The following is a 25,226-nucleotide window of genomic DNA, read 5'->3' as shown; positions in this document are numbered from 1 at the left end:
CCCCCCCCCCCCCCCCCGCCCCCCCCCCCCCCCCCCCCCCCCCCCCCCCCCCCCCCCCCCCCCCCCCCCCCCCACCCCCCCCCCCCCCCCCCCCCCCCCGCCCCCCCCCCCCCCCCCCCCCCCCCCCCCCCCCCCCCCCCCCGGCGGCTCCCCGGCGCCGGGACTCCCAGGGCTCAGCCCGTCGGGCAGTCGCGCAGGGCGGAGCCCTCGAACTCGGGGACGGGCCGGGCCTGCGCCTCCTCGAGGGTCTCGGCCTCGCCGTTCTCCTCGATGTCCTGGATCAGCCACTCCATCTCGGCGATCTCCCGCTCCTGGGCCCGGATGATCTCGACGGCCAGCTGGCACACCCGGACGTCGTCGATGTCGGCTCGCTCGGACCGGGTGATGGCCAGCGAGTGGTGCGGGATCATCGCGCTCATCCAGTTGACGTCGTCCACGAGGACCTGGCTGCGGTCGAGTGCGATGCCGCCGCCCAGCAGCAGCAGGCTCGCCGCCACGATGGCGATGTTGCCCTTCACGTTCTTGTACATGTTGAGCATCCAGCCGAGCATGATCAGCCCCATGGTGCCGCCCATGGTGAGCGCCATGAAGACGCGGCTCTCGCTGAACCGGACGTGGTCCCACTCCCACGTGCCGGCGAACATGGTGAAGTACATGACCACCATGGACGTGCTGATCATGGCCGCGAAGCGCAGGTACATCTTCGTCTGGTGCGACATCTTGCCGCCGCCCTGCTGGTGCTGGTCGCCCTCGTGGTCCTGCTTCGCCGCCATGGGTCCGGTCTCCACTCTCTCGTCGGGTGTGCGCGGCTCCACGCGTCGTCGCGCGGCCGCCGTCACGGCTCCGCCCTCGTCCCAGGGTGACGGCTGCACCGTCCCGGCGCGCGGACCGCGGCGCCGCGGGACCGGGGCGCCGGTCCGCATGCCCGTACGGTCGTACGGATAAACGCGACGCCCGCCGGGTGGCGCGGCTTACCGGTGGACGCGTCCGGGTACCGGCGACGCCGGAGGTGTCCCTCGATGTCTGGTTCCCTGCACGCGCACCCGGTCGACCCCGGGCGGGTCGCGCATGCCCGCGCGCGGCTCCCCGGCCGGGACGAGGCCGCCCGGCTGACCAGCGTGCTGAGTCTGATGGCCGACCCCACCCGGGCCCGGGTGCTGTTCGCGCTGGACGTGGTGGAGGAGCTCTGCGTCGGCGACCTGGCGCTGGCCCTGGAGGTGAACGAGGACGCCGTCGGCTACGCCCTGCGGCTGCTGCGCACCGCCGGACTGGTGACCAACCGGAAGCAGGGGCGGGTCGTGTTCTACCGCTTGGCCGAGGGCTTCCCCGAGCCGCTGCGCGACCACTGCCTCCGCCAGTTGGTCGTCCTGTCGAACGCCGCTCCGGACGACGACTGACCGTTCCCCGTGGCCGGCGACGCGGCTCGGGCCGGTTGGGCGGGACGCCAGGGACCGCCTCGGGGTGTGCGTCGTCTCTCCCACAGGACGTGCTGACGCAGCCGTGTCCTCCCACAGCGTGATCGCTCGGTGACCTAAAGTCCCGACCGCGGCCACGGCGCGGATCCCGACGGTCCGCCCGCCAGCGAGAACCGGCACACGAGCGCCGGTTCGCTCGTCGCTCGCCCCTGGGAGTGTGGATGTCCTCGTCCGTCAAGATCGTGCGCTGGGCCGTGTTCGTGGCCCTGGCCGCCGCCGTGGTCGTCGGGGTGGCGTTCGCCGCTCGGTCGGTGGGCTCGGACGCCGCGGACGCGGAGTCCACCGGAAGCTCCGCCGCCGGCGGCTCGACGACACCCGAGGTGGCTGCGGGGACCGACGAGGCTCCCCAGAACTCGGACTCGGACGGGTCGACCGGCGCCGGCGGGGAGACGCCGCAGGCCACGGCCTCGTCCAGCGCCCCGGCTCCGGCAGAGGACCCGATCGGGGTCCTGGTGCGGCAGACCTACTCCGGCTGGGACCCCGACTCCTCGTCGGTCGTCGTCGGCGCGGTCGTGGCCGGCATCATCGAGTCCGGTGGGACGTGCACCCTGACCGTGGCCCAGGGGCTGACCGAGCTGACCGCCTCCTCGAAGGGGGTCGCGGACGCGAGCACCACCACCTGCGGGCGCATGTCGGTCCCCGGTGAGGACATGGACGCGGGGGAGTGGACCGCGCTGGTCAGCTACGAGTCACCGGCGGCGGACGGCGAGTCGCAGACGTTCTCGGTGGTGGTCCCGTGACCCGCACCCGTCCGGTACGTGTCCTCCTGATGGCGGTGGGCCTCGCTGCGATGCTGACGATGCTGCTCGTCGGCGCCCAGCGCGAGACCCCTCCGGAGGGCTTCACGAACGCCGCCGACCTCGGCCGGTTCAACCCGGCCAACATCATCTCCGACGGGGTCTTCTACGACACGTCGTCCATGAACGCCGCCCAGATCCAGAACTTCCTCGACCTCAAGGGGCGGAACTGCACGGCCGGCAGCATGTGCCTCAGCCGCTACGGGATGGCCACGTACACCCGGAACGCCGACAGCCGTTGTCCGCGCACCTACACGGGCTCGGCCTGGGAGAGCGCGGCGTCGATCATCTCCAAGGTCGCCTCCGCCTGCGGCATCAATCCCCAGGTGCTGCTGGTGACCCTGCAGAAGGAGATGGGCCTGGTGACGGCGACGAGCCCCACCACCAAGTCCTACAGCCGCGCCATGGGCTACGGCTGCCCGGACAACACCGGCGGGACCTGCGATGCCACCTACAACGGCTTCTACAACCAGGTCTACATGGCGGCACGGCAGTTCAAGAACTACCAGGCCACCCCGACGAAGTACGGCTACGTGGCGCGGATGAACAACTACATCGCCCACTACCCCAACAACCCCGGCTGCGGCGGCCGGACGATCTACATCGAGAACCAGGCCACCGCCGGTCTCTACAACTACACCCCGTACGTCCCCAACCAGGCGTCCCTGAACGCCGGCTACGGGACCGGCGACAGCTGCTCGTCCTACGGCAACCGGAACTTCTACAGCTACTTCACCGACTGGTTCGGCTCGACGCAGCACAGCGGTGGGGCCGCGGTCGCCGAGAAGTACCTCGCCATGGGGGGCTCGACCAGCTACCTGGGCACCTCGACCGGGGACGTCACCTGCACGGCGAGGGACGGCGGCTGCCTCCAGCCGTACCAGGGCGGAGCCATCTACTGGTCCCAGGCCAGTGGTGCCCATGCCATCCGCGGCGGGATCTACGCCAAGTGGTCCCTGCTCGGGTACGAGTACAGCCTGCTCGGGTTCCCCACCAGCGACGAGGTCGTGCTCCCGGGGGGCTACCTGCAGCTGTTCCAGGGCGGGGCCATCTACTGGTCGCCGGCGACCGGGGCGCACTTCATCCGGGGCGGCATCTACGAGGCGTGGGCCAAGCGCGGGTACGAGACGGGCTGGCTGGGCTTCCCGACCGGGGACGAGGCGCAGATCCCCGGCGGCTACGTGAGCACGTTCCAGGGCGGGGCCATCTACTGGTCCGCCTCGACGGGCGGCTGGTCGATCCGCGGCCCGGTGTACGAGGCGTGGGCCCGTCAGGGCTACGAGGGCGGCCCGCTGGGCTTCCCGGTCAGCGACGTGCGGACCCTGGCCTCCGGCGAGTTCAGCGTCTTCCAGGGCGGGGCGATCTACTGGTCGCCGTCCGGCGGGGGACACGCGCTGCGTGGGCCCGTCTACGAGGCGTGGGCACGGGCGGGCTACGAGACCGGTGTGCTGGGCATGCCCATCGGCCCGCAGACGTCGGTCACCGGGGGTAGCTACCAGGACTTCGCCGGTGGGTCGATCTACCAGTCGTCCGCCCACGGGGCCCGCGTCGTGACCGGTGCGTTCCGGGACAAGTGGCTGACCGCGGGAGGGGTGTCCGGAGCACTGGGCTTCCCCGCCTCGGACGTCGGGCGGACGCGGACCGGCACCTTCCAGGTGTTCGCCCAGGGCGCCATCTACGCATCGTCGACGACCAACCCGCAGATCATCCGGGGCACGGCCTACGACGTCTGGGCGCGGCAGGGCTACGAGACCGGCCGCCTCGGCTACCCGATCAGCGACGTGCAGGCGGTGGCCGGCGGGCAGCAGAGCGACTTCCAGGGCGGCAGCATCTACGTCTCCCCGGCCACCGGCGGCCGCTGGCTCGGCGCCGACCTGGCCGCCGACCTGGCCGCCCGGGGCGGACCGGGTGGCGCGCTGGGCTTCCCCACCACGGACGAGTTCACGACGGCGACCGGCGGGCGGGCGGCCCACTTCCAGCGGGGCAACCTCTACTGGTCGGCCGGGACCGGTCTGCACAACGTGTCCGGCCCCACCTACACGGCCTGGGCCGCGCAGGGGTACGAGAACGGGCCGCTCGGCTATCCGACGGCGGACGCCACCGCGGCGCCGGGCGGCACCGGGACGGTCGCCACCTTCCAGGGCGGCTCGATCTACTGGTCGGAGGGGACCGGGGCGCACAGCGTGCCTGCCGTCCTCGACCAGGCCTGGGCCCGGTCGGGCGGGGCCGCGGGCGACCTGGGGCTGCCCACGGTCGACGCGTTCCGCACCGCGGCCGGTGGCGGCGGCCTCGTGCAGCACTTCCAGCGGGGATCGATCTACCAGTCGGCGGCCACCGGAGCCCACGTGGTCCGCGGACCGATCCGCGCCGCGTGGGCCGGCACCGGGTACGAGTACGGCTACCTCGGCCTCCCGGTCACCGACCAGATCGCGCTGACCGGCGGTGCGATGTCGCTCTTCCAGGGCGGCGGCGTCTACTGGTCGCCGGACGGCGGGGCGCACCCGATCCGGGGCGGCTTCTACGACGCCTGGGCGCGGGCCGGTTACGAGGGAGGCCAGCTGGGCTACCCGACCTCGGACGAGTACGCGGTGTCGGGTGGCCGCCGGATGGACTTCCAGGGCGGGACGATCACGGTGACCACCGCCGGTCAGCAGCTCGTCACGCTGAAGTGACCGGGCGCCGACGACGGACCGGCTCGGCGCCGCCTACAGTCCTCGGGCAGAACGGTCTCCGCGGCCTCGGCACTCGCCGGTGCGGTCGCTCAGTCACGCACGAGGGAACGGCACGCCGCTGATGGTCGAGAGCACCACCACCCGGGAGTCGGCGGCGCCGGCCGACGAGTCGGCCCGTCGGGACGAGCCGTCGGCCGGCGCATCCGCGGCCGGTGCGTCCGCGGCCGGCGGCTTCTCCCGTCGGCCGGCCGCCCGTCTGATCGGCCTCCTGCTGCTGTCGCTCCTGGTCCTCGTGGTCCCGGTCGTGCACGCACTGCAGGCCATGCACGCGGTGCCGACCTTCCACCTGGACGGGGCCTTCCAGACCGCCAGCGGCCTGTTCCGGCTGGCGGAGGGGCAGTGGCCGGGCAGGGACTTCTTCCCGTACCTGGGCATCGGTCCGGTCGCCGTGCTGTTCCCGGCCTTCGTGGCCATGGGGGGCTCGCTCACCGCGTCGACGTTCGCGTCCTACCTGATGACGATGCTGGCGTTCCAGCTGCTCGTCGGCCTGCTGGCCGCCCTGTTCTTCCGCCGCCGGCCGGTGTGGGCGCTGCTCTGGGGTGCCGCCGTGCCGGCCGTGCTGGTGGGCGCCGCCATGGTCCGCCCCGGCCTGTGGGGCATCGCCGACGGGCTGCTGAGCACCGCGGCGATGCCGGGCAACAGCCTCCGGCCGATCCGGGCGATCGCGCCCTACCTGCTCGCCGCCGTCGCCTTCTTCGTGCTCCGCCCGCGGTGGAGCACGTGGCGCGCCGCCGTCGTCGGCACCGCCGCGGGTGTCGTGGCGGCCCTCTGGTCGAACGACTACGGGCTGGTGTCCGGGGGCGTCGTCCTGGTCGTGGTGACCTTCCACGTGCTGCGCTGGCGGCTCACCCCGCGGCTGCGGGGACTGGTCGCGCTGTGGGGCGCTGCGCTGGTCGGCTACCTGGTGTCCGGCTTCGCCGCGACCGCCGGGCACTTCCCCGCGCTGGTCACCTACAACTTCGTGGACGTGCGGCAGGACCAGTTCTGGTACTTCGGGCCGTGGGCTCGCGAGGACCGGGTGTACTCGGCCGGGGACCTGTTCTCGATCATGTGGGGCGAGCAGGCGGTGTACCCCCTGCTCGTCCTGGTGGCCGCCACGGTCTACGGGCTCCGGTCCCGTGACCTCGGCGCGCTCCTGATCCCCTTCACCGGCGCCTCCGTGCTGGCCGGCGGCCTGGCCGCCACCATCGGCGGGCACAGCGGCGGCTACTTCTGGTCCTTCGTCCTGTGGGGGTACGTGACCACCGCGGTCGCTGCCGCGCGGCTGGTGGTCTGGCTGCTGGAGAGGGACGACCGCACCCGGGCCTGGTGGCGGGGCCGCGTCGGCACGCTCGCCCGGACGGCGCTCGTGGCCGGCACGGTCGCGGCGCTGCTGGTCGCCGTGGCGGCCTCATTGCGGGCGAACTGGAACACCGAACGGGCCCTGGCCGCGGACCCGGCGCAGGTCTGGGAGCCGCAGCTCGACGGGTACGTCCCGGAAGCGTTCCTCGACCAGCTCGAGGAGGTGGCCGGGCGGACCGACGTGGTCGAGGAGTACATGGGGCTGGCCGGCGCCGTGAACGGCCCGAACCTCACCCTGCCGGTCGACTCGATCATCGCTGCCGTGGGCAGCCAGCGGCAGGTGTTCGCCGACCGGATGGCGGAGCGGCCGTCGCTGGTCGTGACGACCCATCCGGACGCCAGCATCTGGTCGACCTGGAACGTCAGCGCGAACTGGTGGTTCTACCGGGAGCTCTTCAAGTCCTACGCCCCCGAGCAGAGCACGCCGCTCACCCTGAACTGGACGCCGGTCGAGCCCGCGACCTGGGAGCCCGTCCCCTGCGACGTGGACGGGTCGCAGATCGAGCTGACCGCCCCGGAGGCCGGTCTGTACGAGGTGACCCTGCGCTACGAGGGGCCGGGGAGCTCCTCGCGCTCGTACACCATGGTGGAGAACAACATCGCGGTGACCGAGTCCGCGTTCGGCTTCATGGCGCTGGACCCGGGAGCCGACGAGCACCAGTTCCCCGTCGCCGTCCAGACGCCGGGCTCGGGCACGACCGTGCTGTCGACGAAGGACGTCTCGGCCGGGACCGAGCCGCTGACCGTCCTGGAGTCCTGCACCGCGGCCGCCATCGCCTTCCCCGAGGAAGCCGACACCGAGGACGTCTTCAGCAGCTTCTGGCTCACCCCGGTGGACCACACGGACGATTTCTGGGAGCGCGGGGTGCACCGGGACGTCGCGGGACTGTTCATGCGCACCACGGAGATGAACCTGGCGGACCTGCGGGCCGCCGATGCGATCCGCTTCTCCGACGGCGAGGTCCGCGAGATCGACGAGGTGCAGGACCAGGGGAAGTTCGTCAACGTCATCCTCGAGGGCCCGCCGCTGGACCCCGAGGTCGCCGGGGCCGGGAACGTCTTCACGCTGCTGGACTGACCGGCGGCCCCCGACGCGGGACCCGGTGACGGACGGATCCGTCCGCCGTCACGGGCGTCCCGGGTGGGCGCGCGGGATCCGTGTGACCATGGGGTCCTCATGTGACGAATGGGGTCCGGAAGTCTGCCCGCATCCGCTGACGCGGAGCAACCACCGACGTACGCTCGGTGCATGCGTTCCAGCGGGGTCGACACCCGTGCCACAGCAGAGGAGACAGAGCTGGTGCTCGGTTCGGTCCGCCAGCGGATCTCTTGGCTCGCCGCCACCGTGTTCTTCGGGCTGCAGATCCGGTTCGACTTCCTGGGTGTCCTGGACCCCACCTACAAGGCGGAGTTCCAGGAGGATTCCGACTCGCTGGTCGTCGACCTGATGCTCAACCCGGGGTCCGCCCTCTTCCCGCAGCTGGGTGGGGTGGAGCGGAACTACGCCAGCCAGTTCGGCCTGCAGGGCATGGTCATGAACTGGCTCAGCCCCGGGGACCACTTCTACGAGGCGCTGCGGCTGACCACGTCGATGCTGACCGGCGCCGTGTTCGCCGCGGCCGTCGTCGCGGTCTGGCGGGCGTGGGGCGGCCGCGCCGCATCGGTGCTCTTCGTCCTGCTCTCCGTGTCCTTCTGGACCAACGGTTTCGGCGCCAGCACCTACTGGCAGCTGTGGACGCTCCTGCTGCCCACGCTCGTTCCCCTGCTGGTCTGGCACCGGCTGGGCAGCGGCCGCCGCAAGTGGCTCCGCGGCGGCGCGATCATCGCCGGGCTGGTCTTCCTGAAGTGCCTGTGCGGCTACGAGTACATCAGCACCGTGCTGCTCGGTGTGGCGGCCGGCGTGGCGTTCCACGAGTTCCGCGGCCGGCTCGACCTGCGGTTGTTCTCCCGGCTGGTGCTCGCCATGGCCACCGGTCTGGTCGGCTTCGTCCTCGCGGTCGGCGTGCACGTCGCCCAGCTGATGGCCAAGTACGGCGACGCGTCGATCATCCGGACCCGCATCCTCGAGCGGACCTTCTCGCCCAGCGATGCGGCCGACATGCTGATCTGGGCCCGTGGCGTCGACGACCCGCTGTGGGGGTGGCTGGTGCAGGGCGACAGCCTCTTCGGCCTCTGGGCCTTCCAGCTCGTCCACTACCTGACCAACCCCGCCGTGGCGGTCCCCGCCCCCGAGGGCACCGGCTTCGGCCTGGCCGCCTACGGGATCCCGATCTGGGCGTTCGTCGTGGTCTTCGCGTTCATCGCCGTGCAGGCGGTGCGCGGACGGCAGGCGGACGCCGCCGTGCAGCGCAGGCTGGCCCTGTCGGCCGGCCTCGGCCTGGTGGGCGGCATGTCGTGGCTCGTGCTCGCCTACGGGCACATGATCCACCACGCGCACATCGACTCGATCGTCTTCTACCTGCCGTTCCTGCCCCTCGTCTTCGCGATGATCGCGCTCCGCGTGCAAACGGTGGCGGACCGCGCCTGGCCGCAGCTGGCGGACGCCGCGGTCGAGGAGGCGGCGCCCCGTCGTGACTGGCCCCGGCACCAGGCCGCGGCACCGGTCGTGCCCGGGCCCCGGGTCGACGACCGGCAGCCGGTCGGCCAGGGAGTCGGGTGACCGTCGTGGCCTCTCAGCAGCGCATCGTCGTCGTCGGCGGCGGGTTCTACGGCACCTCGCTCGCGGCGCACCTGGCCCGTGAAGGGGCGAGCGTGGTCCTCCTCGAGGCCCGCGCCGACCTCCACGGAGGCGCCAGCTACTTCAACCAGGCGCGGGTGCACGGGGGCTACCACTACCCCCGGTCGCTCCGGACCGCCGGGCGGAGCCAGGCCTCCTACCTGGCCTTCATGGAGCGCTACCGGTCCTGCGTGGTCGACGACTTCCTGTGCATCTACGCGATCGCCCGCGGGTCCCTGACCAACGCCCGCAAGTTCCAGCGGATGTGCAACTACATCGGCGCCCCGCTGCAGGACTCGCCGCCGTCGATCAGCCGGCTGTTCAACCGTGCGGTCATCGAGGGGTCCTGGGTGACCCGCGAATCGGTGTTCGACGCGGTCCTGCTGCGGGACCTCATGCGGCAGGAGCTCGACGACACCGGGGTCCAGGTCCGCCTGGGGACGCCGGTGGCCGGGGTCGTGGAGGAGCCGACCGGGACCTCCGTCGTCCTGGAGTCGGGGGAGGTGCTCGAGGCCGACCGGGTGCTGGTGTGCACCTACGGTGAGGGCATCGAGAACCTGCCGGCGGGCGTCGGCTACTCCGGACTCCACTGCGAGCCGTGCGAGATGGCGCTGGTGGACCTGCCGGACAGCCTGAAGGACAAGGGGATCACCGTCATGGACGGCCCCTACTTCTCGCTGATGCCGTTCCCGTCCACCCCGTACCACACCCTGAGCCACGTGCGGTACACGCCGCACGGCTCCTACGCCACCTACGGCCAGGCGGCGGCTGCGCTGCGGGCCGGGCTCTCGACGCGGGCCGACTGGATGATCCGCGACTCGGCCCGCTACGTGCCCGCGCTGGCCGAGGCGGTGCACCGGGAGTCCATCTGGGGCGTCAAGACGGTGCCCGCCCGGCGCGACCGGGACGACGCCCGCCCCATCGTCCTGCGCCGATCCGAGGGTGGCCGCGTGCTGTCGTTGCTCGGCAGCAAGATCGACAACATCAACGACGCCTTGAGAGTGGCAGAGGAGCATCTCCGTGACGCTGTTTGAGACCCACACGACGGCCGGCGGAGGCGGTGACCGGCCCGGAGCCGCGCGCGCCGACGTCGTCGTCCGCATGCCCGCCCCGCCGGAGCGGGAGGGCACCTTCCTCAGCGTCGTCGTGGTCGCCGAGGGCCCCCTCGACGAGGTGGAGCAGCACCTCGCGTCGCTGGAGACCGTCCTCGCCGACACCTACCCGGTGCACGAGGTCGTCCTCGTGCTCCCCGGCGCCCGCGGTCGCGTGGCGTGGGCGCGCGCACTGGGGGAGCGGCAGCCGAACCTCCAGGTCGTCGGGCTCATGCGCAACGTCCGGGACGAGGTGGCCTTCACCGCCGGCCTGGACGGTGCGCTGGGCGACGTGGTCGTCACCGCACGGCTCGGCGTCGACCGCCCCGAGGACATCGTCCGGTGCGCCCGGATGATCGGCGAGGACACCGCCGTCGTCGTCGGGGTGGAGGCCAGCCCGGCCGCCGGCCGTCGGATGGCGCTGCGGCTCAGCCGTGCCCTGGCCAGCCGGAGCATGGGGCAGAACATCCCCACCGTGAGCCTGGGGCTGCGCGGGTACAGCCGACCGGCGCTGGATGCCTGGCTGCCGCGCCGCGACCGCGACCGCGTGCTCCGTCTCCTCCCGTCGATCTCCGGCTACCCCTGGGCGGTCATGCCCTACGACTCGGGGGAGCGCACCCAGCCGCGGCCGGCCAGCAGCTTCCGGCAGGTCGTCCGCTCGATCTTCTACGCCAGCGGGCGCCCGCTCCGGGTGGCCGTCGGGCTGGCACTGCTGGCCAGCATGGCGAACCTGCTGTACGCGCTCTACGTCGTCGCGGTCGGCCTGATCAGCGGCAGTGCCGTCGAGGGGTGGACCTCGATGAGCCTGCAGATGAGCTTCATGTTCTTCCTGCTCAGCGTGGTCATCGCCATCATGGCCGAGTTCATGTTCCAGTCGAACGAGACCACCAACGAGCTACCGATCTACCGGGTCGCCTTCGAGGCGACCAGTTCGGTGCTGTCCGCCCGCGACATGCTCAACGTCGACGCGGCGGCACCGGGTGAGGCGCCGGGATCCGGTGCCACGGCGCCCGGCCGGGATGCGGGCCCCCTGGCCGACCCGCCGGTGAGCCGGCAGACGGTCAACGGACGCGAGCACGTGCGGGCCGGCCAGTGACGGCGGCCGGCCGGCGGGCGCTCGTCGGCTGGACGGGCTTCGTCGGGGGCGCGCTGCTGCCCCGCGTCCGTCCGGTGGCGCGCTTCCGCAGCACCGACATCGACCAGCTGCCCGAGGCGGGCGTGGACCAGATCGTCTGCGCCGGCGCCCCGGCCGAGAAGTGGCGGGCGAACGCCGAGCCCGAGGCGGACTGGGCGGGCATCAGCCGGCTGATCGACGCCCTCGACCGCAGCCGTGCCACCTCCTGCGTGCTGGTCTCCACCGTCGACGTGTACGCCGACTCCCGCGGAGCCGACGAGACGACGCCGGCCGACACCGCGCAGGACCAGGCGTACGGCCGCCACCGCGCGCTGCTGGAGGAGTTCGTCAGCCGGCGCTTCGACGAGTCGCTCATCGTCCGGCTCCCGGGCATGTTCGGCCCGGGGCTCAAGAAGAACCTGGTGTTCGACCTGATCCACCAGCCGGAGGCGCGCTTCGCCCACCAGGCGTCGCGGTTCCAGTTCTACGACGTCCGTGACCTGTGGGGCCACGTGCTGCTGGCGCAGGACGCCGGGCTGTCGGTGGTCAACCTGGCCACCGAGCCGGTGACCTCGGAGCAGGTCGCGCGGGAGTCCTTCGGGGTCGACTACCGGTGCGACGACCGGCCCGAGGTGGCCTACGACCTGCGCACCGCGCACGCGGCCGAGCTGGCCGGCCGGCCGGGCTCCTACCTGCGCTCGGCCGACGAGGTGCTGGCCGGCATCTCCGTCTGGGGTCGCGAGCTCGTGGCGGCCCGGGCATGAGGCTGGCGTTCTCCAACCTGGCCTGGCCGGCGGATCTCGACCCGCAGGTCCTGCCGGAGCTGCCGGCTCGCGGGTTCGAGTCCCTGGAAGTGGCTCCCACGCGGCTGTGGACCGACCCGCTCGCGCAGCCCGCCGACGAGGTGGCCCGGGTGCGGGCGCAGATCGAGTCGTCGGGGCTGCGCATCGTCGCCCTGCAGTCGCTGCTGTTCCAGCGGCCGGAGCTGCAGCTGTTCGGGAACGCCGAAGCGCGCGAGGGGCTCTACAGCCACCTGGTGGGCATGGCGCGCCTGGCCGCGGCGCTCGGTGCGACGCGGCTCGTCTTCGGGTCGCCGGGCAACCGGCGCCGGGGCGACCTGCCGCCGGCGCAGGCCGACGAGATCGCCGTCGAGCTGTTCGCCCGGCTCGGCGCCGTCGCCGCCGACCTGGGCGTGTGCTTCTGCATCGAGGCCAATCCCGAGGCCTACAAGTGCGACTACCTGACCGACGCCGTGGCCTCCACGGCGTTCGTCCGCGCCGTCGACTCGCCGGGCGTCCGGCTGCACCTGGACACCGCCTGCATGCTGCTCGCCGGGGACGACGCACCGGAGCGGGTGCGCGCCGGGGCCGACGTGCTCGCGCACGTGCACGCCAGCGCCCCCCAGCTGGGGGTCGTCGGTGGGGACGGCCCGGTGGACCACGGATCCATCGCCGAGGCCCTGCGGTCCGTGGGCTACGCCGGCCACGTCTCCGTCGAGATGCTGCCGCCCGGTGACGACGACCTGACCGGCGCCGTGTGGCGCACCGCCGAGTTCGTGAGGAAGACGTACGCGTGAGCACCGACCTCCTGACCGTCAGCCAGGACAACGGCTGGGCCGTCCCCCGCGGGGAGGTCCACGTCCTCCGGGAGAAGGCCAGCCGCTACTGCGTCCTCATCCCGGTGATCAACGAGGGTGAGCGACTGCTGGCCCAGCTGGCCCGGGTCCGCGACCTGGGCCTCGACCTCGACGTCATCGTCGCCGACGGCGGGAGCACCGACGGGTCCAACGCCCCGGACGTGCTCGCCGGGCTGGGCGTGCGCGCCCTGCTGGTGAAGCGGGACGAGGGGAAGCTGAGCGCGCAGCTGCGGATGGGCTTCGCATTCGCCCTGGCCGAGGGCTACGCCGGCGTGATCACCGTGGACGGGAACGGCAAGGACGACGTCTCGGCGCTGCCGCGCTTCGTCGACGAGCTCGACCGGGGCGCCGGCTTCGTGCAGGGCTCGCGGTACGTCCCCGGCGGCAAGGCGATCAACACCCCGCGCGAGCGGCACCTCGCCATCAAGCTGTTCCACGCCCCGCTGACGTCGCTGGCGGCCCGGCGTCGCTACACCGACACGACCAACGGCTTCCGGGCCCACTCGCGGGAGCTCCTGGAGGACCCGCGGGTCGCGCCGCTGCGCTCGGTGTTCGACACGTACGAGCTGCTCGCGTACCTGCCGATCAGGGCGGCCCGGCTGGGGTACCGCTGCCTCGAGGTGCCGGTCACCCGGGCCTACCCGGACGCCGGCTCGATCCCGACCAAGATCCACGGCCGGCGGGCGCAGTTCGAGCTCGTGAAGATCCTCGTGCGCGCCGCGCGTGGGGGCTACGGGCCCGACGGGCGGTGACCTCCGAGCGAGGGCAGGTCGGCGTCTTCCTCCGGTTCCTGCTCGTCAACGCGCTGAACACGGGCCTCTACTGGGGGCTCTACCTCGTGTTCCTGCTGGCCATGCCGTACTTCTGGGCCAACGCGCTGGCGCTGGTCCTGGCGGTGCTCGTGGCCTACGTGGCCAACGCCCGGTACGCCTTCGGGGTCGCCACCTCCCGGTCCTCGCTGGTGAGGTACCTGATCGCGAACGGCACCACCATCGTGCTGCGCATGCTGGTGGTGTGGGTGCTGGTCGCGCCCTCGCTGCTGCCCGAGGAGCTGGCTCCGCCGGTCGCGGTCGCGATCACCATGCCGGCCGCGTTCCTGCTCACCAGGTGGGCGATGCGGACGGCGTCCTCCGGGCGCGGTCCCGCCGCGGTGGCGGCGGGACCGCGGCCGCTCGACAGCCGGTCGGCCGCCCCGCTCTGACCTCCCGGGCGATCAGCCGAGCAGTCGCGACACCGCCGCCAGCCGGCTGTCCCCGGCCATCGCGCTCAACCACGCCGACCACCCCGGCCGGCCACGCAGCGCCTCCAGCGCGCGGCGCACGGCGTCCCGGTCGCCCCGCTGGGAAGCGGCCAGCGCGGCGTAGAGGTCGCGGGCCCCGGCGGGTGCGAACAGGGCGAGGTGCTCGTAGTCCCGTTCGTCGTAGGCGCGCTGCAGGTTGCGCAGCATCCGCAGCTGGGCCACCGGGTCGCCCGAGTCGTCGACCCGCAGGTCCAGCCGTACGCCGTCGTCCTCGTCGGTCGGCGGATCGGCGCCGATCACGAGCAGGGCGGCGGACTGGCGCCCGCGCAGGTCCCCGCCGGCCTCCTGCCCGGCGTCGAGCGCGGCCAGGAGCCGGTCCGGCAGGTCGCCGGTCGTGGTGGTGAAGGCCCTCGACATGGCGGGCAGCACGTCGTCGGAGACGAGCATGTTGCCCTGGATGCTGACTCCCTGGCCCACCAGGTGGCCGCACACGGGGAAGGAGCCGCGCCCGGTGTCCGCGGCGACCCGGCCGGTCGTGTCGAGCACCGCGATCTGCCGGTCGGCGTCCTCGGCCGAGTGCGCGGACCTCCGCACCAGCGCGGCGGGGGCCTCCCCGGCCGCCAGCCGGTCGAGCAGCGCGTTCCCGAGTCCCCGCCGGCTGCGCGCCTGGACGGCGACGATCCCCACCCCGGGCCGGGCGGCGGGCACCGCCCGGCCGACGGCCAGGATGCACGAGGAGACGGCGATGCCGAGGTCGCCGGTGGCGGGGTCGTGGGCGAGGACCGAGAACGTCACCGCGGTGAGGACGCCCGGCCGGCCGGTGGCGCGGCGGACGGATCAGGCGTCGCGACCGAGCTCGCGGATACCGTCGACACGCTGCCCGAGGGTAGCCGTCACCCGCTCGCTCGCCGCCCGCTGTGCCAGGCGCGACACGTCCACCGAGCTGATCAGGACGACGGAGGCACCGGCTGCCAGCGGGGCGAGCAGCCAGGCCACCGGACCGGCTTCGGCGGCCACCCGGGCGTCGATGAGCAGCCGGTCGCCCTCGACGATGCCCAGCCGGCCGGCCAGCTCGACGGCGGCCTCGACCAGGCCCCCGAGGGAGAGCTCCAGCCCGCCGAGCACCAGGCCCGGCGCATCGACCCGGGGCGGTGACCAGGCGGCGAAGACGTCGCCGTGCGCCCGGACCTCGAGCGCGAAGTCGCGGGCGGCACCTGCGTAGCCGGTCATGCCCATGCCCAGCGGGTGCAGCGAGAGCCCCAGCAGCTCCTCGACACCCTGTTCCTCGATCGGGCCCAGGCGGTCCTGGGCGGCGAGCACCACGTCGGCGTCGTCGAGCCGCCCGTCGTCCTCCGCCGCGGTGTCGAGGACCGCCGCGCCGCAGCTCCAGACCCCGAGCAGGACTGCGGCTGTCTGCCAGTGCACCGGCAGGGCCAGCGCCACGCTGCTGCCCGGCCCGACGTCGAACTCCTCCTGCAGGAGGTTCGCCGTCTTGGCCACCCAGTTGGCCAGCGTGGTCGCCGACAGCTCCACCCGCTCGCCGGTGGCGTCGTCGTAGTAGGTCAGCAGCGGGGTGGCGGGCGACCGGCGCAACGCCTGCGCGAGCAGGTCGGCGGGCAGGACGGGTGCGGCGGCCATCAGTTGATGCAGGTGGTGTCTGCTGCGGTGCGGGCGTCCGTGCCCTCGACCTGCTCGACGGGGGCCGGCGGGGTCACCGCCTGACCGACGCCGTTGAAGTCGCTGCCCAGCACCAGCTGGACCGTGCCGCCGGCGGCGTCGTCGCTCTCCTCGACCACGGCCCCGGGGATGGCGGCGGCCACCGTCGTGGCGAGGGCCTCGTCCCCGGCGGCGTAGCGGACCTCGGTCAGCTCGTGGTCCATGGAGGAGGCGTTGCCGGTCGAGCCGATGGTGAAACCGGCCGCGGTGAGGGACGTGGCGGCCTTCGCGGCGAGGCCCGAGGTGCCCGAGCCGTTGTAGACGTCGACCGTCACCGTCGAGGGGTCGACGGTCTTCGGCGCCTCGGTGGTGGCCGGGGCCTCCTGCTGGGGCTCGGCCGAGAGGTCGGCGAAGAAGGCCTGCAGCGCGTCCTCGTCCTCCAGCCGGACGATCGACTTGCCGTCCTCGTCGTCCGTGCCGACGTTCGGGACGGTCTGGAAGTCGATGCTCCCGGCGGTCACCGACTGCATCTGCTCGGCGAGCTGCAGCAGGTCCAGCGACTTGTCGACGGTCAGCGACTCCGCGGCGGCCTGCACCAGCTCCCGCTGCTTGCCCAGGTCGAGCAGCACGTCCTCGGAGAGCATCTTGCGCAGCACGCCGGCGATGAAGACCTGCTGGCGGATGATCCGGTCGAAGTCGCCGCGGCCCTGGGGGCCGTAGTTGTGGCGCTGGCGGACGAACTTCAGGGCGTCGGCGCCGCTGATGGTCTGCACGCCGGCGGGGAAGTACGCACCGGACCACTCGCGGTCGTCGACGGCCTTGCACAGGTTGACCTCGACACCGCCGACGACGCTCGACAGCTCGAAGAATCCGAGCAGGTCGACCTCGGCGTAGTGGTCGATCCGCAGGCCGGTCAGCTGGGAGACGGTCTGCACCAGCAGCTGGGAGCCCTGTGCGGACCTCACCTCCTCGGAGGCGCCGTCGGGGGCGTTCATCCGGCCGTAGGCGTAGGCGGCGTTCAGCCGGTCCTCGCCGTAGCCGGGGATATCCACCCAGGAGTCGCGCGGGAAGGAGACGAACGACGCCTTCGACCCGTCGGCCGGCACGTGCACCAGGATCATCGTGTCGGTGTTGGTGCCCGAGTCGGTGCCGGCGTTGAGCTCGGCGAGCTGCTCCTTCGTGAGGGAGCTGCGGCTGTCGTTGCCGACCAGCAGCAGGTTCATCGCCTCGCCGGCGCCGTTGGTGCCGTCGTTGCCCGCGGTCGGGATCGCATCCGTGCGGTTGACCGTCGCCGAGGCCACCTGGCCCAGGTACCACCCCCACCCGGCGCCGGTGAGCAGCACGGTCGAGAGGGCGCCGGCGACCAGGCGGCCGGCCAGGGCGGCGCGCCCGCGCCCCTGGCGCCCGGGCCCGGTGACGTCCGGCGCCGGAGCGCCGGCAGCCCGGGCGCGCGCGGGGCGACCCGCGCGGGGGTCGAGGCGCGGGGGGAGTGGGCGCCCGGCGGGGCGGTCCGGCTCGTTCCGGTCTCGGCTCACGGTGTCCTCACAGGTGGCGATGTCCAGCGTCGTCCCGACGACCGCGGACGGCGCTGGCGCGCAACTCGTCGTGGCTCTGTGGGCGTCGGTGCGGCCAGGTTAGCCACGCCGGACCGGTGCGACCTTTCCGACACGGGTCGCGCTCCACGCGGCCCCTGACGGCGCCCACCTGGCCACTGCGGTCGCCTGATGCCACAGCCGTCACACGGTCGTGCGCCGTCCGGGCGCGACCGGACGTGCCGGTCCCTCTCGCCACGGGGCTGCCGCAGTCCGAGGGGATGACGCGTGGGCACGTTGGGGTCCGCGTGTCGCGAGGGGAGAAGGGGACCGTCCGTCACAACGGTGCCTGCGGTCCTCCTGACGGGGACGCAGGTAGCGTCGGCTCCGTGAGTGCAGCGACGCCCCTGGCCGAGTCCCCCTGGCGGAAGGCGCTGGCGGACCTGGCCGACGGCTGGCGCCAGCGCGAGCTCTGGGGGCACCTGGGCTGGCAGGACATCCGGCAGCGGTACCGGCGCTCGCTCCTGGGCCCGATCTGGATCACCATCAGCATGGCGGTCACCGCGGTGGCCCTCGGCATCCTCTACGCGGGGCTGTTCGGCAACCCGCTGGAGGAGCAGCTCCCGTACATCCTCGTCGGCTTCATCGTGTGGGGCTTCATCGCCGGCTGCATCAACGAGGGCTCGGAGGTGTTCATCGCCAACGAGGGCCTGATCAAGCACCTGCCCTCGCCGATCAGCGTGCACGTGTACCGGCTGGTCTGGCGGCAGATCCTCTTCTTCGTGCACAACCTGATCGTCTACGCGGTCATGCTCATCGTGTTCCCGCAGCCGCTCACGTGGATGTCGCTGGCCGCGATCCCCGCGTTCCTCCTGCTGATGCTCAACGGCCTCTGGATCGCGCTGCTGGCGGGGATCGTGAGCACCCGCTTCCGGGACCTCACGCCGATCACCCAGAGCATCGTCCAGCTGATGTTCTTCATGACCCCGATCGTCTGGATCTACGACGACTTCCTGAACAGCCCCAACCCGACGATCGCCGAGCGGGCGCGGTGGGCGGAGTTCAACCCCTTCCTCCACTTCCTCGAGATCATCCGAGCGCCCATGCTCGGGGCCGACCAGCACTGGCGACACTGGGTGGTCGTCCTGGTGATCGCCGTCGTCGGCTGGACGCTCGCGCTCGTCGTCATGCGCCGCTATCGGGCGCGCGTCGCCTACTGGGTCTGACGTCCCCGTCCGATCAGCCGAGAGAGAGGCACGATCCGTGGTCAGCATCACGACGCGGGATGCGTCGGTCGACTTCCCCATCTTCGACGCCAAGAGCAGGTCCCTCAAGAAGACCGTGCTCGGGGTCGTCGGCGGCAACATCAGCAGCGACACCAAGGTGCCGATCATCGAGGCCCTCCGCGACATCAACGTGGACCTCCAGCACGGCGCACGCGTCGGCCTGGTCGGGCACAACGGCGCCGGCAAGTCCACGCTGCTGCGGCTGCTCGCCGGCATCTACGAGCCCACCCGCGGCACGGCCGTCGTCGAAGGACGCGTCGCCCCGGTGTTCGACCTGGGCGTCGGGATGGACCCGGAGATCTCCGGCTACGAGAACATCATGATCCGCGGGCTGTTCCTGGGCATGACCCGGAAGCAGATGGAGAAGCGGGTCGACGACATCGCCGACTTCACGGAACTCGGCGACTTCCTCGCCATGCCGCTCCGCACCTACTCCACGGGTATGCGCGTCCGCCTCGCCCTCGGCGTCGTGACCAGCATCGACCCGGAGATCCTGCTGCTCGACGAGGGGATCGGGGCCGTGGACGCGGCCTTCCTCGAGAAGGCCCGCGACCGCCTCAGCGACCTGGTCGACCGCGCCGGGCTCCTGGTGTTCGCCTCCCACTCCGACGAGTTCCTCATGCGGCTGTGCACGAGCGCCATCTGGATGGAGCACGGGCAGATCAAGCAGCAGGGCCCCCTGAAGGACGTCCTGCGCGCCTACAAGGGGCCCGAGGCGTATCCCGACGAGGGGCACGGTGCCGCGTGACCACGGTGCCGTCGGCTGCTGACGAGCTCGTCGTCGCGGTCATCGTCACCCGTGACCGCGCCGAACTCCTCCGGCAGAGCCTGCAGGCGATCGCGGGGCAGAGCCGCCCGGTCGGGGCGATCGTCGTCGTCGACAACGGGGCCGATGCCGAGACCGAGGCGGTGGTCGGGAGCTGCGACGTCCGGACGGTGTACCTGCCCTCGCGCACGAACCTCGGCGGCGCCGGTGGGTTCGCGCTGGGCCTGCTGACCGCGCTGTCCCTCGGGGCGGACTGGGTCTGGTGCGCCGACGACGACGGCCGGCCCGGGGGCCGGGACGTGCTGGAGATCCTGCTCGAGGAGGCGCACGGACGACAGCTCGCCGAGGTCTCACCCGCGGTCGTCGACGAGGCGGACCCGCGCCGCCTGGCCTTCCCGCTCCGCCGCGGCCTGCGCTGGGCGGGCAGCGTCGATGCGTTCGGACCGGACGAGTTCCTGCCGTCGTACGCGTCCCTGTTCAACGGCGCGCTGTTCCGGGCGACGGCGTTCCGGGCCATCGGGGTGCCGGACCTCCGGCTGTTCCTGCGCGGCGACGAGACCGAGATCCACCGGCGTCTCCAGCGCTCCGGGCTGCACTTCGGCACCACCATGCGGGCGGTCTACCTCCATCCCCAGGGGGGCGACGAGTTCGTCCCGATCCTCGGCGGACGGCTGTCCGCGCAGTACCCGGGGGACGCCGCCAAGCGCTTCTTCACCTACCGCAACCGCGGCTACCTGATGGCCCAGCCGGGCATGCGCTGGCTGTTCCCGCTGGAGTTGATCCGGTTCGGCTACTTCTTCCTGAGCCGGCGCGACGTGCGCGGGTTGCGCGACTGGCTGGCGCTCACGCGCGCCGGGCGGCGGGAACGGTTCAGCATGCCCGGACCGGGCCGCTAGGCCCGGGCCCGCGCCCGGACAGCAGATGCGAACGGAGCCCCTCCCGGGTCGGGAGGGGCTCCGTTGCGCATGCGCCGGGGGGTGACCCGGTCAGAGCACCGTGCGGGGGAACGCCGGCTTCGGGTCGAACCGGACGCCCTCGACGAACTTCTTCGCCAGCTCGCGACGCAGCCGCCACGGCACCTTGCCGCCCCTGAGCCCCGTGAACAGCCGCTGCGCGAACCGCAGGGCGGCGAACGGGTCCTCGTGGTGCCAGCGGTAGGACGCCTCGTTGCGGACGCCGTAGGCGAACTTCCACATGTTGGCGTCGTTGACGTCCCCGAAGTTCACGCCGCGGTTGACCGCGAGGTCGTGCGTCACCGTGCTGGTCAGCACCTGGACGCCGGGCCCCGCGGCGGTGATCCGGCGGGTGTACTCCTGGTCGTCGAACCAGATGAAGTACTCCGCCAGGGGGAGACCGAACTGGGTGAGCACCCAGCGCGGGAACATCACCGACACGAACGAGCAGGAGTTCACCAGCACGCTCTGCTCGCCGCGGGCCAGGAGCTTGCCCCAGTCCCACGTGGGCTCGGGGTTGTTCATCTCGCAGACGTCGCCGTCGGTCCACTTCACGACCGAGCAGGCGTAGGGCAACCGCATGCCCATGCTCTTCTCGGCGGCCGCGTGGCCGTCCAGCAGCTGGCGCAGCGCGTCGGTGTCGGCGTAGCAGTCGTCGTCCATGATCCAGACGAAGTCCGCGCCGCGCTCGTAGGCCACCGACATGCCGTGCGCGAAGCCGCCGGCGCCACCGGTGTTCTCCGTGAGCTGCTCGATGTGGACCGTCTCGCGGTCCCGGTACTGGTCGAGGACGGAGGCGGTCGAGTCGGTCGAGGCGTTGTCCACCACGATCACCTGGTCGGCCGGCCGGTCCTGGTTCAGCACCTGCTCGATCACCTTGCCGAGCTTGTCCGCCCGGTTGTAGGTGACGATGACTGCGGCCACGTTGGTCGTGGTCACGAGGCCCACCTTTCGTAGAGTTCCCGGGTCCAGGCCCGGGCATCGGGGAGCGCGGCGAAAGCGGACACCCGCTCGTGCTGGCGCTGCAGCAGCGCGCCGGTCTGCGCGGTGTCGTCCAGCAGGCCGGCGACGGTCCGCTCGGCCTCCCGGAGGAAGGCGAGGGGTGCGCGCGGCAGCAGGAGCTCGGGGAGGACCACCGACGCCTGCGACCCCACGTCGCTGCTGAGCACGAGGGTGCCGTGGGCGTCGGCCTCGAAGGAGGTGAGCGTGACGCCCTCGTTGTCCGAGCTGATGACCAGCAGGTCGGCCTCGGCCAGGGTGGTCGACACCGGCCGGTCGGGGCCGCGCAGGTCCACGACGCCGTCGAGCCCGAGCCGGGACCGGTGGGAGCGGACCTCGGCGGCCAGCTCCCCGTCGCCGTGCATGACGAAGCGGACCCGGTCGCCGTGGGTGGCGAGCAGGTGCGCCGCCAGCCGGAGGAACAGGTACGGGCGCTTCTGCTGGGTGAACCGGCCCACGAAGGCGATGGTGAGCGGATCACCGGCCTGGCGGCTGGGCACGGGGCGGGCGTCGGTCGCCGCGGGATCCACCGTGAGGCCGGCCAGGGTGGCCAGCTGGACCTTCTCGCGCGGCAGGCCCTGGCGGTCGACGAGGTAGTCCCGCAGCTGCGGCGAGATGACGTGGTGGGCGTCCATGACGTTCGACAGCCGGAGTGCGATGTCGACGAAGCCGCCGGTCCGCCACTCCAGGACGTGCAGCGAGTCGACCAGCTCGGTCCCCGGGTACTGGGCCCGGATCCACGGCAGCCGCTGGTAGAGCCAGCTGCAGTGGTGGACGTGCACCCCCCGGATGTCGAACCGCTCGAACAGCTGGCTCAGCAGCCGGGATTCCTGGGGGCCGCTCATCGGGTGGGTGAGCGGGATGACCAGGGCGTCGTCGTACTCCGGCCGGACGATGTCGGGATGGCCCGAGGCCCGGTCGCTGAGCACGATCGGGAAGAGACCGGCCTCGCGGGCCAGCGAGATCGTCTCGGTCGCCCACTTCTCGGCTCCGCCCAGCTCCAGCCAGTGCAGCCCGAAGAGCACCGCCTTGGTGGAGCCGCGGGAGGAGCCCACGGCGGAGTTGTGCAGCCGGCCGACCCGCGGGATCGGACGGGACAGCCGGCGGTTCTCCAGCCGGTCGGTGCGCAGCTGACGGGCGGCGTCGAAGGCGACCGGGACCCGGCGGCGCACCGCGTTGCGGGCGGCGTGGATCCGGCCGGGTGGCTGCTCGTTGCGCATCAGCGACTCGGGTGGGCCGCCGAGATCCAGGACGACGTCCACGACACCGGTCGACGACGCGGGATGCCCGGTGGCGTGCGCCTCGATCGTGCCGACCACCGCGCGGTCGTCGGGCCACTCGATGCTGGCCGTCCGCTGGTCGGTCAGGGACGGCAGGTGCGGCCCGTCCGTCCGGAGCACCGTGGCCCGGATCCGCTCGCCCGGACGGGCGAGGCAGTGGAACGCCAGGGCTCCGTCGAGCAGGCGGGCCTCGCGCTGCGAGAGGCCGGTGAACCAGTCGGGCTCGTGGAGGATCTCGAAGACGCGGTGCGCGCCGGTCTGGTCGTGCGGATCCGTCACCGGTGGTTCCCCCTGGGAAGCCGGCCGCCGTCGGTGCGCGCGGTGGTCGTCTGCATCAGTCCTCCAGACGACCGTCGAGCGACGAGCCCTGGTCGAAGAAGGGCCGGATCCGGTTGTCGAACATGGTGAGTGCCGACCCGATCGCCATGTGCATGTCGAGGTACTTGTACGTGCCCAGCCGGCCGCCGAAGAGCACCCGCTTCTCCGCGGCCTCCTTCGCGGCCAGCTCCCGGTAGCGCTCCAGCTTGGCGCGGTCCTCGGGGGTGTTGATCGGGTAGTACGGCTCGTCGCCGCTCGTGGCGAACCGGGAGTACTCCCGCACCACGACGGTCTTGTCCGTGGGGTAGTCCCGCTCCGGGTGGAAGTGCCGGAACTCGTGGATCCGGGTGTAGGGCACGTCCTCGTCGGCGTAGTTCATCACCGACGTGCCCTGGAAGTCGCCGATCGGCAGGACCTCGGTCTCGAAGTCCAGGGTGCGCCAGCCCAGCTCGCCGGCCTCGTAGTCGAAGTACTTGTCGATCGGGCCGGTGAAGACGGTCGGCACGTCCTGGGGCAGCTGGTCCCGCACGTCGAAGTAGTCGGTGGAGAGCCGGACCTCGATGTTCGGGTGGTCGGCCATCCGGGTCAGCCAGGCGGTGTACCCGTCCTTGGGCAGACCCTCGTACGTGTCGTTGAAGTAGCGGTTGTCGAAGGTGTAGCGGACGGGGAGCCGGGCGATGATCGCCGCCGGCAGCTCGGTGGGATCGGTCTGCCACTGCTTCTTCGTGTAGCCGCGGATGAACGCCTCGTAGAGCGGGCGCCCGATGAGGGAGATCGCCTTCTCCTCGAGGTTGGCCGCCTCGGCGGTGTCGATCTCGCCGGCCTGCTCGGCGACCAGCGCTCGGGCCTCGCCGGGGGAGAAGCTCCTGCCGAAGTACTGGCCGATGGTGGCCAGGTTCATCGGCAGCGAGTACGTCTGGCCCTGGTAGATGCTGAAGACGCGGTGCTGGTAGTTCGTGAACTCGGTGAACTGGTTGACGTAGCGCCAGACCCGTTCGTTGGACGTGTGGAACAGGTGGGCCCCGTAGACGTGCACCTCGATCCCGGTCTCGGGCTCCGGCGCCGAGTACGCGTTGCCGCCGATGTGGTCGCGGCGGTCGATCACCAGCACGCGCTTGTCGAGCTGGGTGGCGACGCGCTCGGCGACGGTCAGTCCGAAGAATCCGGAACCGACTACCACGAGATCTGGTGCTGTGTCAGTCACGGGCGCCGACGGTACCTGCCGGGGGAGGGGCGCACGACCACGCCACGGGTACCTCGCGGGCGAGGCGGTCCGTTCCGTCACACCCACCTCACCGGTCACCGTGCGCGGCGTCCCGCGGCGCACGGCCGCACTGCCTAGGGTTCGGGCGTGGCCACTCCGACCGACAACCCTCCGCTGCGCGTCGTCGCCGTCACCTACTCGCCGGGCGAGGCCCTCGAGGGCTTCATCGACTCGCTCGCCCGGGCCACCACCCGCCCGGTGGAGGTCGTGCTCGCCGACAACGGCTCCACCGACGGCGTCCCGGAGCGGGCCGCTGCTCGGTACCCGCACGTCCGGGTGCTGCCGACCGGCGGGAACATCGGGTACGGCGCCGCCGCCAACGCCGGGCTGGCCGGCCTGAGCAGCGGGCGGGCGCTGATCGCCAACCCCGACCTCCGCTTCTCGCCGGGGGCGGTGGACGAGCTGCTCGCCGCGGCCGACCGCTGGCCCCGGGCCGCCACCCTCGGGCCGGCGATCATGACGCCCCAGGGGGAGCTGTACCCCTCTGCCCGCGACCTGCCCCGGCTGTCGACCGGCGCCGGGCACGCGCTCCTCGGCTGGGCGTGGCCGGGGAACCCGTGGACGGCGCGGTACCGGCGGGAGCGGGAGGCGCCGCGGGAGCGTCCGGCCGGCTGGCTGAGCGGCTCCTGCCTGCTGGTCGACGTCGAGGCCTTCTGGTCGGTCGGCGGCTTCGACCCCGGCTACTTCATGTACTTCGAGGACGTCGACCTCGCCGAGCGGCTGACCCGCCGCGGCTTCCTGCACGTGTACGTCCCGACCGCCGTCGTGGAGCACGAGGGCGGGCACGCCACCAGGCGCGAGCCGCACCGGATGCAGCGGGTGCACCACACCAGCGCGCTGCGGTACCTCTCCGGCCAGTACCCGGGGCGCCGGCACGCTCCGCTGCGGGGCGCCCTCCGGGCCGGCCTGGGCGGGCGGATGCTGCTCTCCTACGTCAGCGGGCGGGTGGCCGCCGGCGCCCGGTTCCAGCGGCGGGCCCGGGAGCTGGCCGCGGTGCCGGAGCCCACCGGCACCGGGCGGGAGGGCTGAC

22 protein-coding genes are annotated in these 25,226 nt (G+C 72.5%); 15 read left to right on the top strand and 7 right to left on the bottom strand.

The window, feature by feature from the left end:
• Positions 1-173: 173 nt before the first annotated feature.
• Positions 174-773 (bottom strand): DUF305 domain-containing protein, encoded by a 600-nt coding sequence (locus ACI79T_RS18710; RefSeq protein ID WP_456611605.1) that lies wholly within the window; start codon positions 771-773, stop codon positions 174-176.
• Positions 774-1,019: 246 nt separating this feature from the next.
• Here ACI79T_RS18710 and ACI79T_RS18705 point away from each other — a divergent pair, with 246 nt between their 5' ends.
• The 11 genes from ACI79T_RS18705 to ACI79T_RS18655 all read left to right on the top strand — a co-directional run bounded on the left by ACI79T_RS18705 (position 1,020) and on the right by ACI79T_RS18655 (position 14,103).
• Positions 1,020-1,397, top strand: a complete 378-nt coding sequence (locus ACI79T_RS18705) for an ArsR/SmtB family transcription factor (protein WP_456611604.1) — start codon at positions 1,020-1,022, stop codon at positions 1,395-1,397.
• A gap of 239 nt (positions 1,398-1,636) precedes the next feature.
• Positions 1,637-2,215: a hypothetical protein gene (locus tag ACI79T_RS18700; protein WP_456611603.1), complete on the top strand. Its 579-nt coding sequence runs from the start codon at positions 1,637-1,639 to the stop codon at positions 2,213-2,215.
• A complete protein-coding gene (locus ACI79T_RS18695; RefSeq protein WP_456611602.1) occupies positions 2,212-4,944 on the top strand; it encodes a hypothetical protein in 2,733 nt (910 codons plus the stop codon). The genes ACI79T_RS18700 and ACI79T_RS18695 overlap by 4 nt, the downstream gene beginning before the upstream one ends.
• Before the next feature lie 121 nt (positions 4,945-5,065).
• Positions 5,066-7,423 (top strand): hypothetical protein, encoded by a 2,358-nt coding sequence (locus tag ACI79T_RS18690; protein ID WP_456611601.1) that lies wholly within the window; start codon positions 5,066-5,068, stop codon positions 7,421-7,423.
• A 171-nt stretch (positions 7,424-7,594) separates the two neighbouring features.
• The gene (locus ACI79T_RS18685) at positions 7,595-9,004 is read left to right on the top strand and encodes a hypothetical protein (protein WP_456611600.1); all 1,410 of its coding nucleotides are present in this window, start codon (positions 7,595-7,597) and stop codon (positions 9,002-9,004) included.
• 5 nt (positions 9,005-9,009) lie between these two features.
• Positions 9,010-10,095 carry an FAD-dependent oxidoreductase gene (locus ACI79T_RS18680; protein ID WP_456611599.1) on the top strand — a complete coding sequence of 362 codons (1,086 nt, stop codon included), beginning with the start codon at positions 9,010-9,012 and terminating at the stop codon, positions 10,093-10,095.
• Positions 10,082-11,248 carry a hypothetical protein gene (locus ACI79T_RS18675; RefSeq protein WP_456611598.1) on the top strand — a complete coding sequence of 389 codons (1,167 nt, stop codon included), beginning with the start codon at positions 10,082-10,084 and terminating at the stop codon, positions 11,246-11,248. The genes ACI79T_RS18680 and ACI79T_RS18675 overlap by 14 nt, the downstream gene beginning before the upstream one ends.
• The gene (locus tag ACI79T_RS18670; RefSeq protein ID WP_456611597.1) at positions 11,245-12,030 is read left to right on the top strand and encodes an NAD-dependent epimerase/dehydratase family protein; all 786 of its coding nucleotides are present in this window, start codon (positions 11,245-11,247) and stop codon (positions 12,028-12,030) included. Before ACI79T_RS18675 ends, ACI79T_RS18670 begins: the two co-directional genes overlap by 4 nt.
• The gene (locus ACI79T_RS18665) at positions 12,027-12,842 is read left to right on the top strand and encodes a sugar phosphate isomerase/epimerase family protein (RefSeq protein WP_456611596.1); all 816 of its coding nucleotides are present in this window, start codon (positions 12,027-12,029) and stop codon (positions 12,840-12,842) included. Before ACI79T_RS18670 ends, ACI79T_RS18665 begins: the two co-directional genes overlap by 4 nt.
• Complete coding sequence (locus tag ACI79T_RS18660; protein WP_456611595.1) at positions 12,839-13,654, top strand: glycosyltransferase family 2 protein; 816 nt, start codon at positions 12,839-12,841, stop codon at positions 13,652-13,654. The genes ACI79T_RS18665 and ACI79T_RS18660 overlap by 4 nt, the downstream gene beginning before the upstream one ends.
• Positions 13,651-14,103: a GtrA family protein gene (locus ACI79T_RS18655; RefSeq protein WP_456611594.1), complete on the top strand. Its 453-nt coding sequence runs from the start codon at positions 13,651-13,653 to the stop codon at positions 14,101-14,103. Before ACI79T_RS18660 ends, ACI79T_RS18655 begins: the two co-directional genes overlap by 4 nt.
• A 12-nt stretch (positions 14,104-14,115) precedes the next feature.
• Here the strand turns inward: ACI79T_RS18655 and ACI79T_RS18650 are convergent, their stop codons facing one another.
• The 3 genes from ACI79T_RS18650 to ACI79T_RS18640 are packed head-to-tail and all read right to left on the bottom strand — an operon-like array spanning position 14,116 to position 17,333.
• Positions 14,116-14,937 carry a DUF1028 domain-containing protein gene (locus ACI79T_RS18650; RefSeq protein ID WP_456611593.1) on the bottom strand — a complete coding sequence of 274 codons (822 nt, stop codon included), beginning with the start codon at positions 14,935-14,937 and terminating at the stop codon, positions 14,116-14,118.
• A 42-nt stretch (positions 14,938-14,979) separates the two neighbouring features.
• Entirely contained in the window at positions 14,980-15,780 is an 801-nt protein-coding gene (locus tag ACI79T_RS18645) for a TIGR03089 family protein (RefSeq protein ID WP_456611592.1), read from the bottom strand.
• Positions 15,780-17,333 (bottom strand): LCP family protein, encoded by a 1,554-nt coding sequence (locus ACI79T_RS18640; protein WP_456611591.1) that lies wholly within the window; start codon positions 17,331-17,333, stop codon positions 15,780-15,782. Before ACI79T_RS18640 ends, ACI79T_RS18645 begins: the two co-directional genes overlap by 1 nt.
• Positions 17,334-17,719: 386 nt before the next feature.
• Here ACI79T_RS18640 and wzm point away from each other — a divergent pair, with 386 nt between their 5' ends.
• The 3 genes from wzm to glfT1 are packed head-to-tail and all read left to right on the top strand — an operon-like array spanning position 17,720 to position 20,278.
• Positions 17,720-18,556: a galactan export ABC transporter permease subunit Wzm/RfbD gene (wzm, locus tag ACI79T_RS18635; RefSeq protein ID WP_456611590.1), complete on the top strand. Its 837-nt coding sequence runs from the start codon at positions 17,720-17,722 to the stop codon at positions 18,554-18,556.
• A 37-nt stretch (positions 18,557-18,593) separates the two neighbouring features.
• Positions 18,594-19,364: a galactan export ABC transporter ATP-binding subunit Wzt/RfbE gene (wzt, locus tag ACI79T_RS18630; RefSeq protein ID WP_456611589.1), complete on the top strand. Its 771-nt coding sequence runs from the start codon at positions 18,594-18,596 to the stop codon at positions 19,362-19,364.
• Complete coding sequence (gene glfT1 / locus ACI79T_RS18625) at positions 19,361-20,278, top strand: galactofuranosyltransferase GlfT1 (RefSeq protein ID WP_456611588.1); 918 nt, start codon at positions 19,361-19,363, stop codon at positions 20,276-20,278. Before wzt ends, glfT1 begins: the two co-directional genes overlap by 4 nt.
• 90 nt (positions 20,279-20,368) lie before the next feature.
• Here the strand turns inward: glfT1 and ACI79T_RS18620 are convergent, their stop codons facing one another.
• From ACI79T_RS18620 to glf, 3 genes are read right to left on the bottom strand one after another with little or no spacing between them, the layout of a single operon-like run.
• Complete coding sequence (locus ACI79T_RS18620) at positions 20,369-21,274, bottom strand: glycosyltransferase family 2 protein (protein ID WP_456611587.1); 906 nt, start codon at positions 21,272-21,274, stop codon at positions 20,369-20,371.
• A complete protein-coding gene (locus ACI79T_RS18615) occupies positions 21,271-22,893 on the bottom strand; it encodes a glycosyltransferase (RefSeq protein WP_456611586.1) in 1,623 nt (540 codons plus the stop codon). The genes ACI79T_RS18620 and ACI79T_RS18615 overlap by 4 nt, the downstream gene beginning before the upstream one ends.
• A gap of 55 nt (positions 22,894-22,948) precedes the next feature.
• Entirely contained in the window at positions 22,949-24,136 is a 1,188-nt protein-coding gene (gene glf / locus ACI79T_RS18610) for a UDP-galactopyranose mutase (protein ID WP_456611585.1), read from the bottom strand.
• A 147-nt stretch (positions 24,137-24,283) separates the two neighbouring features.
• Here glf and ACI79T_RS18605 point away from each other — a divergent pair, with 147 nt between their 5' ends.
• Complete coding sequence (locus ACI79T_RS18605) at positions 24,284-25,225, top strand: glycosyltransferase (protein WP_456611584.1); 942 nt, start codon at positions 24,284-24,286, stop codon at positions 25,223-25,225.
• Position 25,226: the final 1 nt, after the last annotated feature.

The organism is Blastococcus sp. SYSU DS0619, assembly GCF_054051035.1.
Note: the sequence above shows the minus strand (reverse complement) of the source record. Positions and strands in the feature narration are given on the sequence as shown.

What these genes read in the sequence shown, in the direction of transcription:
- ACI79T_RS18710 (WP_456611605.1), bottom strand. Translation starts at nt 773, where the DNA reads ATGGCGGCGAAGCAGGACCACGAGGGCGACCAGCACCAGCAGGGCGGC.
- ACI79T_RS18705 (WP_456611604.1), top strand. Translation starts at nt 1,020, where the DNA reads ATGTCTGGTTCCCTGCACGCGCACCCGGTCGACCCCGGGCGGGTCGCG.
- ACI79T_RS18700 (WP_456611603.1), top strand. Translation starts at nt 1,637, where the DNA reads ATGTCCTCGTCCGTCAAGATCGTGCGCTGGGCCGTGTTCGTGGCCCTG.
- ACI79T_RS18690 (WP_456611601.1), top strand. Translation starts at nt 5,066, where the DNA reads ATGGTCGAGAGCACCACCACCCGGGAGTCGGCGGCGCCGGCCGACGAG.
- ACI79T_RS18685 (WP_456611600.1), top strand. Translation starts at nt 7,595, where the DNA reads ATGCGTTCCAGCGGGGTCGACACCCGTGCCACAGCAGAGGAGACAGAG.
- ACI79T_RS18665 (WP_456611596.1), top strand. Translation starts at nt 12,027, where the DNA reads ATGAGGCTGGCGTTCTCCAACCTGGCCTGGCCGGCGGATCTCGACCCG.
- ACI79T_RS18645 (WP_456611592.1), bottom strand. Translation starts at nt 15,780, where the DNA reads ATGGCCGCCGCACCCGTCCTGCCCGCCGACCTGCTCGCGCAGGCGTTG.